The organism is Dietzia sp. CQ4 (assembly GCF_014145125.1).
Classification (GTDB): Bacteria; Actinomycetota; Actinomycetes; order Mycobacteriales; family Mycobacteriaceae; genus Dietzia; species Dietzia natronolimnaea.
In genome coordinates this window covers 1-12394 of record NZ_JAALDZ010000012.1, presented here as the reverse complement: position 1 = coordinate 12394, position 12394 = coordinate 1, and the positions used below count along the sequence as shown (strand labels likewise).

General features: G+C 71.0%; 13 protein-coding genes. 3 read left to right on the top strand and 10 right to left on the bottom strand.

The window, feature by feature from the left end:
• Nucleotides 1-114 precede the first annotated feature (114 nt).
• From G6031_RS00670 to G6031_RS00660, 3 genes are read right to left on the bottom strand one after another with little or no spacing between them, the layout of a single operon-like run.
• Nucleotides 115-1188, bottom strand: a complete 1074-nt coding sequence (locus tag G6031_RS00670; RefSeq protein ID WP_182638581.1) for a phosphotransferase family protein — start codon at nt 1186-1188, stop codon at nt 115-117.
• Nucleotides 1189-1239: 51 nt separating this feature from the next.
• Nucleotides 1240-2583 carry an MFS transporter gene (locus tag G6031_RS00665; RefSeq protein ID WP_179525669.1) on the bottom strand — a complete coding sequence of 448 codons (1344 nt, stop codon included), beginning with the start codon at nt 2581-2583 and terminating at the stop codon, nt 1240-1242.
• Nucleotides 2584-2619: 36 nt separating this feature from the next.
• Nucleotides 2620-4281, bottom strand: a complete 1662-nt coding sequence (locus G6031_RS00660) for an AMP-binding protein (protein ID WP_182652113.1) — start codon at nt 4279-4281, stop codon at nt 2620-2622.
• Nucleotides 4282-4405: 124 nt separating this feature from the next.
• Here G6031_RS00660 and G6031_RS00655 point away from each other — a divergent pair, with 124 nt between their 5' ends.
• A complete protein-coding gene (locus G6031_RS00655; protein WP_182645070.1) occupies nt 4406-5038 on the top strand; it encodes a TetR/AcrR family transcriptional regulator in 633 nt (210 codons plus the stop codon).
• On the opposite strand, the gene G6031_RS00650 is transcribed toward G6031_RS00655, so the two are convergent.
• Nucleotides 5021-5785 carry a LysR substrate-binding domain-containing protein gene (locus G6031_RS00650; protein ID WP_182652112.1) on the bottom strand — a complete coding sequence of 255 codons (765 nt, stop codon included), beginning with the start codon at nt 5783-5785 and terminating at the stop codon, nt 5021-5023. The two genes, G6031_RS00655 and G6031_RS00650, sit on opposite strands and share 18 nt — an antisense overlap.
• Nucleotides 5786-5906: 121 nt before the next feature.
• Between G6031_RS00650 and G6031_RS00645 the strand changes: the two genes are divergently transcribed.
• Nucleotides 5907-6374 (top strand): MaoC family dehydratase, encoded by a 468-nt coding sequence (locus tag G6031_RS00645; protein WP_182652111.1) that lies wholly within the window; start codon nt 5907-5909, stop codon nt 6372-6374.
• A 101-nt stretch (nt 6375-6475) separates the two neighbouring features.
• A complete protein-coding gene (locus G6031_RS00640; RefSeq protein ID WP_182652110.1) occupies nt 6476-7225 on the top strand; it encodes a glucose 1-dehydrogenase in 750 nt (249 codons plus the stop codon).
• A 27-nt stretch (nt 7226-7252) separates the two neighbouring features.
• On the opposite strand, the gene G6031_RS00635 is transcribed toward G6031_RS00640, so the two are convergent.
• From G6031_RS00635 to G6031_RS00610, 6 genes are all read right to left on the bottom strand, one after another.
• Nucleotides 7253-8284 carry an MBL fold metallo-hydrolase gene (locus tag G6031_RS00635; protein WP_347238409.1) on the bottom strand — a complete coding sequence of 344 codons (1032 nt, stop codon included), beginning with the start codon at nt 8282-8284 and terminating at the stop codon, nt 7253-7255.
• Entirely contained in the window at nt 8281-8607 is a 327-nt protein-coding gene (locus G6031_RS00630) for an EthD family reductase (protein WP_182652109.1), read from the bottom strand. Before G6031_RS00630 ends, G6031_RS00635 begins: the two co-directional genes overlap by 4 nt.
• Before the next feature lie 122 nt (nt 8608-8729).
• Nucleotides 8730-9341 (bottom strand): TetR/AcrR family transcriptional regulator, encoded by a 612-nt coding sequence (locus tag G6031_RS00625; RefSeq protein WP_179525676.1) that lies wholly within the window; start codon nt 9339-9341, stop codon nt 8730-8732.
• Between the two features lie 110 nt (nt 9342-9451).
• Nucleotides 9452-10945 (bottom strand): class I adenylate-forming enzyme family protein, encoded by a 1494-nt coding sequence (locus G6031_RS00620; RefSeq protein ID WP_182652108.1) that lies wholly within the window; start codon nt 10943-10945, stop codon nt 9452-9454.
• 37 nt (nt 10946-10982) lie between these two features.
• Nucleotides 10983-12071: an alcohol dehydrogenase catalytic domain-containing protein gene (locus tag G6031_RS00615; RefSeq protein WP_241737106.1), complete on the bottom strand. Its 1089-nt coding sequence runs from the start codon at nt 12069-12071 to the stop codon at nt 10983-10985.
• Nucleotides 12068-12394 (bottom strand): SDR family oxidoreductase (locus tag G6031_RS00610; RefSeq protein ID WP_182652107.1); only part of this gene is annotated, 327 nt, incomplete at its 5' end. The genes G6031_RS00610 and G6031_RS00615, both read right to left, overlap by 4 nt.

Genomic DNA, 12394 nt, shown 5'->3' with positions numbered 1-12394 from the left:
GGAAGCGGTCGAGCACGGGCAGCGCCGCCTGGGGACCCGTGCGGGGGTCGACCGGCCCGCGCACGGCCCGGGCGGGGGCGTCGGGAGCGGGGGCGTCGGGAGCGGGATCAGCCATCAGCGGGTGCCTTTCCGGGAATCGAGGATCGAGTGGCCGTACTCCACCAGCTCGCGGATCTGCGGGCCGATGTCACCGAAGTCCTGTCCGGCCATGTCCCCGGCCTCGGAGCGGGTGGCCACACCCTGGGCGATCGCCGCGAACTTGAACGTCGCGAACGCCAGGTACCAGGGCATGTGTGCGGGATCCGTGCCGGTCGCGGAGCAGTACCTGTCCAGCAACCGCTGCGGACCGGGCCACCCGGGGCCCGTGGTCAGACTCGGGATGAGCGGGACCTCGGGTCCGTCGGGATCGCCCCAGTACAGAACGGTCTGGGCGAGGTCGGCCACCGGATCGCCGAGGGTCGACAGTTCCCAGTCGAGGATCGCCTTGATCCGTCCCGGATCGTCGGCGTCGACCACACAGTTGTCCATGCGGTAGTCACCGTGGATGATCCGCGACGACGGCGAGGTGGGCAGGTCCCGGCCGAGTCGCGCGGCCAGCTCGGGGAGGCGGTCCGCGCGGACGCTCGCGCTCGCCTTCTCGGACTGTCCCAGCCACCGGCGTAGCTGGCGCTCCAGATAACCCTCCGGCCGCCCCAGATCCCCCAGGCCGACGGCGTCCTGATCCACTGCGTGGAGAGCGACCATCGCGTCGATCTGCGCGTCCGCCATGGCCGCCTTGTCGTCGTCGGACTCGGCGTAGCCCGGCGGCAGTTCGTCGCGGATCACGTGACCGACGACCTTCTCCATGACGTAGTACGGGACACCGAGGTCCTCGCCGGTGGTCTCGTTGAGCACGATCCCGGCCACCGGGACGTCCGTCGACGCCAGCCCCAGCTGGATGCGCGCCTCGCGCCCCATGTCGTGGGCGCTCGGGAGGAGCTCACCCGTGGGCGGCCGACGCAGGATGAGCTCGCCGGCGTCCGAGCGGAGCGTGAACGTGAGGTTGGACTTGCCCCCCGCGATCAGCTCGGCGGAGAAGTCCGTCCATGCCGCCTCGCCCGTGGCCTCGGCGATCTTGGGGCCCACGACGTCGGGGCGGAGGAGTCGGTCGACCGCCGGGCCGGCGGACGATTCTGGTGGAGTGGTCATGGGGTGATCCTCGCGGTTGATGGGCGGTCGGATGACCGGAACGGGCACGGACTAGTCGTGGCCGACCGTGTGCAGGTCGTTGCCGCGGGTCTCCTTCATGATCGCCGTCGCGATGATGGTGCAGACGCAGAGCACGATGATGTAGGCGCTGATCATCCAGTACACGTCCCACTCGATGAACTGCGCGTTGAGGTACGGTGCGCTGCCGCCGAAGACCGCGACGGACAGGGAGTAGGCGAAACCGATGCCCGCCGTGCGCATCTTGGTGGGGAACGCCTCGGACATGAACGACGACAGGATGGAACCGGCGGCGGCGACCAGGGTCATGGCGATCAGCGAGGTGAGGAACAGGGTCCACGGTCGGTCGTCGATCATGCCCATCAGGAACGGGGTGGTGACGATGGTGCCGACAGCGAAGATGAAGATCACCGGGCGCCGGCCGATCTTGTCCGACAGCAGGCCCCACAGCGGGAGCGTGCACAGGGCGACCAGCTGGCTGCCGAAGATCATCCAGAAGGCGGCGCCCGCATCCATGTCGCGTTGGGTGATCGCGAAGGTGGAGGCGTACGAGCTCCAGGTGTAGTGGGCGACGGTGACGCCGGAGACCATGGTCACGACCAGCGCGATGGCACGGGCAAGACGGCCCCTGGAGAAGGTGACCACCGGGGAGGTCGGGTCGGCTGCGGCCGCCTCGGCGGCCTTGTCGAAGACGTCGGACTCCTCCATACCGGCCCGCAGGTACAGCACGAACAGGGCGAACACGGCACCGAGCAGGAACGGGATGCGCCAGCCCCACTCGCCGACGGCGGACTCGGACAGCACGGCGGTGATGGTGCCGCCCACGCCGTAGGCGATCACGGTGCCGCCCATGATGGCGACGAAGACCAGGCTCCCCCACATCCCGCGACGGTGGGGCGGCGCGATCTCGGCGACGTAGCTGTACGCGGTCGCGGACTCACCACCGTGCGCGAAGCCCTGGACGATCCGGCACAGCAGGAGCAGCACGGAGGCGAAGACACCCAGGGTCTCGTAGCTCGGCAGCAGTCCGATCAGCAGGCTCGCGCCCGCCATCATGAGCATGGTGGTGATGAGGACCCACTTGCGGCCCTTGACGTCGGCGATCCGGCCGAAGACGATCCCGCCGAGCGGTCGGACCAGGAAGCCCACCGCGAAGACGGCGAACGTGGCCAGCAGGGCCGAGACCGGGTTCTCGTTGTTGAACATCGCCGCCGCGATGAACGGGGCGAACACCGCGTAGGCGGTCCACTCGTACCACTCGAACAGCTGCCCGGTGGTGCTGGCGGCGAGCGACCTCTTGGCGTTCCTGTTGCCCTCGGCGGACTGCGTCGGGGTGACCTCCGAGGGGAGGTCGGGGCGGATGCTGGCCTCGGCCATGTCATCTCCTTCGGGTCGGGTGAGGGGTCTGGGGACTCAGGAGGGGGTGTGCTCGTCGCGGAGTTCGCGGCGACGGATCTTGCCGGTCTGGGTCTTGGGCAGCTCGCCGACCACGTGGACCTCGGCGGGCCTCTTGTAGGCGGCGAGTCTGGAGGCGGCGAAGGCGACCAACTCCTCCCCGGTGGCGGTGCGGCCCGCCTTGAGGGAGACGAACGCGACCACCTTCTCGCCGCGGTACTCGTCCGGCAGGCCCACGACCGCGGCCTCGAAGACCGCGTCGTGCTCGTACAGGACGTCCTCGACCTCGCGGGGCCAGACCTTGTACCCGGAGGCGTTGATCTGGTCCTTGAGCCTGTCGACGAGGTAGACCCAGCCGGCGGAGTCCATGACGGCGACATCACCGGTGTGCAGCCGGCCGCCGGGCATCGCCCCGGCGGTGGCCGCGGCGTTGCGCCAGTACCCGGACACGATCTGGGGTCCGCTGAGGACGAGCTCGCCCTGCTGGCCCGGCGGGACGGGTCGATCGTCGACGCCCACCACGCTCGCGTCGACCCCCGGGAGTGGGACCCCGACGGAGAGCGTCCCGCTGGCCTCGTCCACGGGGGCGCGGAGTCCGGGCGGGACGGCGACGACCCCCGAGGTCGTCTCGGTCATCCCGTAGGCGTTGTGGATGTAGTGGCCGAACCGCTCCCGGAACCGCTCGACCGTCGACGGTGGGATCGGTGCTCCCCCGCTGTAGAGCGTCTTGACGGACGCGAAGTGCTCCGGGCCGGCCTCGTCCAGACGCATGAGCGCGTTGAAGGCCGTGATGGACCCGATCGTGTAGGTGACCCGGTGTTCGCGGAAGGCGTCCAGGACGACCTCGGGCCGGAAGCGCCCGGCGAAGACCAGGGCGGTGTCCCCCAGCAGGCCGAGGGTCGCGTTGATGACGGCACCGGTGATGTGGAACAGCGGCGCTATGGCCAACACCACGTCTCCCGGCACGATGCCGACGAAGTCGGCGAAACTCCGGGCCACGGCCACCACGTTCGCGTGCGAGTTCATCGCACCCTTCGGGGGACCGGTGGTCCCCGAGGTGTAGGTCAGCAGCGCGAGGTCGTCCGGTGACACCGTGACGGGAGCCGGGGTCCGACCCGAGAAGTCGGAGATGAGCCGCACCAGATCGCCGTCCTCCGACGGCACTCCCGGGTCCGTTCCGCCGAATACCCGGGGGTCGTTCCTGGTCTGGAGGTCCCGCTCGCTGGTGCTCAGGATCCATCCGGCGTCGGTGCCCTCCACGCTCTCGCGGATCGCGGCGACGTCCCGGTCGGTGGCGATGATCCCCACCGCGCCGGAGTCCTCGACGGGCAACCGGAGCTCGCGACCGAAGTACATCGGGTTGAGGACCACGGCGGCGGCGCCGATCTTCCACAGGGCGAGCAGCGCCAGCGCGTACTGCGGGATGTTCTGCAGGTGGATGCCGACGCGGTCGCCGCCCCGCACCCCTCGATCCTGCAGCGCCGCGCCGAGGGCGTCCGACATGCGGTCGACCTCACGCGCCGAGAGGATGGTGTCGAAGTACGCGACCGCGGTCCGGTCCGGACTCGTCGCGACCCGGTCGCGCCAGGCGTCGACCAGTGTCGCCCGCCGCCCCGCGAGGCCCTCGTCGAGACCCGGACGGTACAACTCCCGCCACGGGCGCGGGTTCGGTCCGTTCATCATCGCCCTCCGCTCCGTCGGCCCGACCGATCGATCGCTCGGTCCGATGTAGTGTTACCCACACCACATCACGTGTCAAGTGATCGACAGCTAGGGTTTTTCGATGACCGAGGAGAGTCCACCGATGAGCGACTGGCGAGAATTCGGGCCCGACACCCTGTCGCCCCCGTTACGTGCCGCGCTGGTCGTCTTCGCGCGTCACGGGTACCACGGCGCCTCGATCAGGATGATCGCCGAAGAGGCCGGACTGTCCGTTCCGGGCCTCTACCACCACTATCGCTCGAAACAGGCGATCCTCGCGGCCGTGGTGGACACGGCGATGGCGGAGATGCTCGAGCACACCGGCGCGGCCGTCGAGGACGCCGGGAGCCACCCGGTCGCCCGCTTCGAGAACCTCGTGGAGTGTCTCGCCCGCTTCCACATGGCCAGGCGGGACCAGGCGTTCGTGGCCTCCACGGAGATGCGGAGCATGGACCCGGAGGTCCGCGCCCACCACATCGCCCAACGCGACTCCCAGCAGGCGATGCTCGAGGAGGCCATCCGGGCCGGCGTCGACTCGGGGGACTTCGCCTGCGAGCACCCCGAGGACGCGGCCCGCGCGATCTCGTCGCTGTGCGTGTCGATCTCCTCCTGGTACCGCCCCGACGGCCCGCTGACGAGAGACGACGTGGTGGCACGGCACGTGTACTTCGCCCGCGGCATGGTGGGCGCGGGGCGGGAGGGCGGCGTCGCCGACCCGTCACCGTCCCCGGGGTGACCGGCCCTTCCCCCGCGGCGCGTGCTGCCGGCCCCGGCGCTGCTCGTCCCGTGCCTGCTCTCCCCGTGCCTGCTCTTCCCGCGCCCGCGCCTTCGCCGCCGCCTTCTGCCGGGCGTTCAGCTTCTCCTTCGGCGCGTCCCCGGCGTTGCGGGACGTGGTGGCGGTGCGGCCGCGGACGATGCCGACGAACTCGTCGATCATCACGTCGCCCTCGCGGTCCGACGACCAGGCGACGCCCATGCGGGTGGCGGGAACGCCCTCCAGCGGGCGCTCGATGACGTCCCGGCGACTCAGTGAGCGGGCGTACGGCCGCGGGAGCACCAGTAGTCCGACCCCGGCCGCGACCAGGTCCACCGCGGCGGAGACCTCGTCGGGCGACGCGGTGATCGCGTCGACGGGGTCGAGCCACGGCTCCCCCTCCAGGTCGGCCCGGGACAGGGACTCGTAGACGCCGATCTCGTGGCCCCGCGCCGCGAGCACGGCCATGGTCTCGGTGTAGAGCGGAATGCGCAGCAGGCCGGCAGGGGCGGAGCGGGGGGCGCCCTCGGCCTCGCGGACGAACACGACGTCGACGCCGCCTCCGCCCGGCGTCGAGGCGAGCTCTGCCAGAGGATCACCCATCCGCCGCGCCGAGATCGGCACGAGCGGATTGCGCTCACGCCATCGGGTGAGCCACTTGTCGGGTTGCACGCCCGGGACGTAGCCGATGGCCAGGCTCCGCCGGTCCGGACCGTTATCCTCGTTCACCCCTCAACGGTAGCCGCTGCCCGACTGAACCGGATTCGGCGAATGCGGACCGCGTCGGCCCACGGACCACTACCGTGCGTGTCGCCGGGCAGCTCCGGTGCCACCCCACCGAGGAGGACCCATGACCCACGTATTCCACGGCGTCGACGAGTTCCGCGCGGCCGCCGGCCTCGATCTCGGCGCCGGCGACTGGTTCGTCATCACTCAGGACCGCATCGACTCCTTCGCCGACGTCACCGAGGACTGGCAGTGGATCCACGTCGACCCACAGCGGGCGGCCTCGTCCGACATGGGATCGACCGTCGCCCACGGCTACCTCACGCTGTCACTCATCCCGCGCCTCAGCTCCGAACTGTTCACGTTCGAGGGCATCGGACGCGCGATCAACTACGGACTCGACAAGGTGCGGTTCCCCTCCTCCGTCCGCCCCGGCGACAGGATCCGGGCGGTGGGGCGGGTGGCGTGGACACGCGACGCGCAGGCCGGCGGAGTCCTCGCGTGCGTGCACTACGCGATCGAGGTCGAGGGCGGGGACAAGCCGGCCTGCATCGCCGAGGCACTCATGGTGGTGTTCCCCGCGCAGGGCTGAGCGGCTCCCGGTCAGGGAGGCCACCCGGGACGTATACTGAAGTCAGTTCACTTCATCTATCGTGGAGCGGTACACCCCCCGGCACCGGAAAGGCCGAACACATGGAGCGTTTTCAGGATCACGTCGTCCTCGTCACGGGTGCGACCGGCGGTATCGGCACGGAGATCTGCGGCCGGCTCGCGGCCGAGGGCGCCGTCGTCGTCGTCGCCGATCTCCCCGGTACCCCCCTCGACGAGGTGGCCTCCTCCCTCCCGGCCGGCCCCCACCTCACGGTGGAGCTCGACGTGGCGTCCGAGGAGCAGTGGAGCGCCGCGGTGGACCGCATCATGGAGACCCACGGCCGGCTGGACGCGCTGGTGAACAACGCGGGGATCGGCAGCCTCAAGACGCTGGAGGACGAGTCCCCCGAGCACTGGCAGCGCGTGATCGACGTCGACCAGACCGGCGTGTGGCTGGGCATGAAGCACGCGGGCGCGGCGATCGAACGCACAGGCGGCGGGGCGATCGTCAACGTCTGCTCGATCCTCGGCAGCGTCGGCGGGTTCGGCAACAGCTTCGCCTACCACGCGGCCAAGGGCGCGGTGCGGACCATGTCCAAGAACGCCGCGATGCACTGGGCGACGAGGGGCGTCCGGGTGAACTCCCTTCACCCCGGATTCATCGAGACCCCCCAGCTCCTCGAGCGCTACGAGGGCAGCGAGCGCCATCGCGGGATGCTCGCGGGCACCCCGATGGGGCGCCTCGGCACGCCCGCGGAGATCGCCGGATGCGTGGCCTTCCTGGCCAGCGACGACGCCGGGTTCATGACCGGCGCCGAACTCTACGCGGACGGCGGCTGGACCGCCCGGTGAGGACCACGGTGGGGACGCGGTCCGGCCTCAGGCGGTCACGAAGCGTTCCACGCCGGTCGGCGAGACCTCGTCGACGACGACGTCACCCCTCGCCACCAGGACGTCGAGGTGCGCCATCGTCTCGCAGGTCGCGATCATCTGGTTGAACACGTCGAGCGAGCCGAAGGCGCGCTCGCGGCGGGTCCAGGGCAGGCCCGACGCCACCTGGAGCCCGGTCGCCCCCGGCGAGGCGAGGACCTGTGCGCGGGTGGCGTCCAGTCTCGAGTCGTGATGGGACAGCAGCTCGCGGACCCGGCCGTGGACACTCCCCCCGACCTGGCCGTGCGCCGGCAGCATGAGGGTGTCCGGACGCTCCAGCATCGCCTCGAGCGAGGCGAGGTAGTCGCCCAGGGGATCGTCCCACCCCCCGAGCTCGAATCCGATCGACGGCGAGATCCTGGGCAGGACGTGGTCGCCCGTGAACGTCACGCCGAGGGCGGCGTCGTCGAACACCAGGTGCCCCTTGGTGTGGCCGGCGGTCCGTCGCGCCTCCATCGGTCGCCCGGCCACCGACACCGGGCCCTCCTCGGTCCATGTGTCGGGCAACTCCCAGTCCTGGGCCAGCCAGGGCTCGGACAACGCCTCGACCCGGGACGCCTCGGCGATCTCCGGGGCGCCCGCCCGACGGAGCTGGTCGAGCGAGTCCGCCGGGACGCTGGTGCGCAGTTCGCGGAGCTCGGTCAACCCGGGGCGCTCCCCGCCACCCAGGTGGATCCGACTCCCGACGCGCCTGCGCAGCTCCGGCCCCATCGTGTAGTGGTCGCGGTGGATGTGCGTCACGTGGACGTCCGTCACCTCGTCGAGGCCGACGTCGACCGACCGCAGTCCGTCTCGCAGGATCTCGAGGTTGCCCGGGACGTTCCACCCGGCGTCGATGAGGGAGACCCCGTCCGGGCCCTCGATCACGTAGACGTTGATCGCGCGCAGGCCGTCCTGCGGCATCGGCAGGGGGATCCGGTGGACGCCCTCGGCCACCGGATGGCACCCGAGCTCGGTCCAGTCCGCTGCCCCGGTGGTCACGAGCCGGAGACCATGACCTGTTCGTCGCCCATCACCATGATGGCGCGGCCGCCCATGGAGCCGACGTGCTCGGCGGCCTTCGCCCACTCGGGACTCTCGAGCATCGCGTCATAGGCCTCCTTGGAGTCGAAGCTGAGGACCGACACCCCGTCCCACCCGAGGGAATGCTTGTTCCCGCCGGTCGCCTTGACCGCCGTGTGGGACCAGCGGCGCAGGCCGGGCAGCGGGTAGGTCACCTCGGCGTGCTCGCCCCGCCACCAGGTGATGAACTCCTCGTGGGTCCAGTCGCTGGGCTTGGACGCCATGACGATGAGGTTGTACACGGTTCCTCCGTAGTTGAATTCACTTCAGTATGTGAGGACACGGTACCACCGTGGCCGGGTGCACGGCCCCCGACCGCGACGACCGGATCGACGGAACCGTGACCACGCGGCGGACGACCGCCTCAGTGCACGAGGCGTTCGCACGCCCCCCGGACCGACTCCGAGACCTCGGGGAGCGTTCGGCTCCCGCCGGGCCGGTACCAGTTCCACACGGAGTTGATCAGTCCGAGCACGAACCGCCCGAGCTCGACCGGGTCGCGGCGGGGGAACTCCCCGGAGTCCATCCCGCGCTCCAGGAGGCCGGTCCAGTCCCGCTCGACCACCCGGACGAGCTCACGCGCCCGGACCCGCTCCTCCTCCTCCCGCTCGGACGAACGCGGAGTGGCGAGCATGTCGATGTGGTGCAGCAGGATCCGCGCCTGGAGCGCCTCGGTCTCGCTGATGTCGTAGGCGCTGGAGATCGCCGCCCGCAGCGCGGTCTCGGCGTCGCCCACTCCCTCGACCGCCACCGTGAAGCGCTCGTGGTACCTGGTGAGTTCGGCGCTCATGATGGTGAGCAGGCAGTGCGCCTTGGACTCGAAGTAGTGGTACAGCGCGGTCTGGCCGATCCCCACCTCACCCGCGATCGTCGCCCACTTGGTGTGCTCGTAACCGACGCTGCCGAAGTTGGCCACCGCCGCCTCGAGGATGACGTTCCTCTTGGACCGCGGGCCCTCAGTCTTGGTTGGCGCCATCGCCTGTACCCCCCGTGTTCGTGATCATCAGTCCAGGTTATGGGAAAGTGAGTTCAGGTCACACCGGTATGCATCCAGATGGCGGCTCACCGACCCGTCCCCGGCGCATCTCAGTCGCCGAAGATCTCCGCCGCGAGGCTCGCCGCGCCCTTGCGGTCCAGTTTGCCCACCCTGGACTGCGGCAGCACCGAGACCGACCGCACGAACTCCGGCCACTTGAACTTCGGGAAGTCCGCGGCCTCCAGGTGCCGGCGGATCTCGTCGAGCCCGAGAGGCTCACCCTCCGAGACCACGAGCGCGGCGGTCCGTTCGCCCAGCACCGGGTCGGGGACGGGGACCACGCACACCTGGTGGATCCCCGGGACGGCCGCGAGCGCGCCCTCCACCTCGTTGATGTCGATGTTGCGTCCGCCGCGGATGATGAGGTCCTTCTCGCGACCACGGATGCTCACGCTGCCGTCATCGTGGATCACGGCCCGGTCGCCGGTGGCGAGGAATCCCTCGGCGTTGACGTCGGGGGCGACCGGGGCGCCGTCGCGGGCGTACCCCACGAACAGCGACGGCCCACGCACCTGCAGGGACCCCAGCTCCCCCGACTCGAGCACCGTGCCGGCCTCGTCCACCACCCTCACCTCGGTGCCGGGGAACGGGCGACCGTCCCGCCCCAGGCGCACCTCCACGTCGTCCGAGGGCGACGGGGTGGTGTGGCCCAGGCACTCGGACATCCCGAACACCCGGAGCAGGGTCGTGCCCAGCTTCACCTCGGCGTCGTGCAGGGCCTTCTGGTTCATCGGACCGCCGCCGACGGTCATGGCCCGCATCGCCGCCAGCGCGCCCTCGGCACCGTCGACCAGGGTGAGTTGGAGAGCCATGGTCGGGACCAGCATCGTCCAGGCCACGCGCTGCTCGCGCAGGAGCGCGACCGCCGTCTCGGGCCTCCACCTGTCCAGCGCCACCATCGCGCCACCGAGCATGGTCGGCAGGTACATCCCGAAGCAGATCGCGGCCGCGGAGGACAGGGGCACCAGCGCGCCCACCGCGTCCCCGGGCTCCAGGCCGACGGCCCCGATCGTCGAGCGGCACGCGTACCGCAGGGCGTCCTCGGTCTGGATCACGCACTTCGGGCGTCCGGTTGACCCGGAGGTCATGGCGGCCACCGCTCCGCCGTTCCAGCGCTCGACGCCCTTGGAACGACCGTCCGCCGGCCCCGAGACGACCCAGCCGTCCAGTGCCCGGCCGACCTCGACGAACCCGTGTTCGGCCAGCCCCCACACCTCGGCGGTGTCGGTGGCGGTCACCACGACGTCCGGCTGCAGATCCTCCGCGGCGAAGTCGAACTCCGAGCGCGTCGCGTGTCCGCTCATCACCGCGAGCATCCCGCCGGCCAGTCCCACGGCCACTGCGGCCGACACCGTCCGCCACGAGTTGTCCGCACGGATGAGGACGGTCGGCGGGCCGTCCACCGCGGCCTCGATGACCCCGGCGAGCGCCCGCGCCCCGGCGAGGATCTCCGCGAGGTCGTGGACACCGTCCCCGTCCACCACGGCGACGTCACCGGGCGTGCGGGCCGCGCGGTCGATGACGTCCTGGGCGAGCTGCTTCATTGGGCTTCTCCTAAGCGATCAGGGGTCCGACGGCGTGTCACGCCGCGGACGGGTCGGTTCCGGGGACGACGACGAGGCGACCGGATGCCCGACCGTGTCGCAGATCCTCGTAGGCCGCGGGCACCTCGTCCATCGTGCGCTCCTCGACGACGGAGACGATCTCACCCTCGGCCGCGAGGGCGAGGACGGCGGCCAGGTCGGTGTGCGGGCCCCAGAACGGTGCGGCGACCCGCCACCCGCGTGGGACAGATCCTTGTTTGTCGACGGTCAGCGACCCGCCCGCGGACCCCACCACGGTGAGCCCTCCCCCCGTGGCCAGCATTCGCGCACCGGCGGCCACGGTCTCCTGCGCGCCGACGAAATCGAAGACCAGGTCGGCGCCCGTGCCCGCGGCCAGCCGGTCGACCACCTCGGCGGCCTCCGCGACCGAGGCGACAGCGTGGTCCGCGCCGAGCTCGGTGGCCAGCGCCCGGGCGCTCTCGCGGGGGTCGACCGCCACCACCACCTCGGGCGAACGGGATCTCAACACCTGCAGTGCGAGGTGGCCGAGCCCGCCGATCCCGATCACCACGACCACCGATCCCCTCACGGTGACCGGCTGCGACTGGACCGCGTGGTAGGCGGTGAGTCCGGCGTCGGTCAGCGGGGCGAGGGCCGGCCCCGCGTCGGGGTCGACGGCGACGAGATGGCGCGCCGCGGGGACGAGCATGTAGTCGGCCAGTCCCCCGTCGCGCCCGATTCCGCCGCCGACCGCGCCCTCGAGTCGGACGCAGTAGTTGTCCCGTCCGCTCCGGCACTTCCGGCACTCACCGCACGACCACACTCCGTGCACGGCGTAGGTCACGCCGACCCGGCTCTCGTCGGTGCGGTCGCCGACAGCGACCACCGTGCCCACGACCTCGTGGCCGAGGGTGAACGGGAGGGTGTAGGGCAGCCGGCCCTCGGGCGAGTCCATGATGTGCAGATCGGAGTGGCACAACCCGGCGGCGTCCACCTTCAGCAGCAGTTCACCGGGTCCGGGACGTGGCACGGGGATGCGGTCGAGCCTGGGGCCCGAACCCCACTCGTGCAGACGCCACGCCCGCATGGTCGCGGGCAGCGCGCGCCCTGACGCCGGAGCGTTCATCGAGCCGTCCACCCGCCGTCCACGGTGAGGACGTGCCCGGTGACGTAGCTCGCGGCGTCGGAGGCCAGGAACAGCACCGCGCCGTCGACCTCACCCGCGCGGCCACCGCGGTTGAGCATGGTGTTGCGACGGACCCAGCCCGCGGATTTGTCGTTGGCGAACAGCCCGTCGGTCATCTCGGTGTCGAACCACCCGGGCACCACGGCGTTGACCCGCACGCCTCGTCGGCCCCATTGGCCGGCGAGCTCCCGGGTGACGCCGATGACCGCGGACTTGGAGGCCGCGTATCCGGCTCCCCCGATGGGAGCGGTGGAGACCAGCCC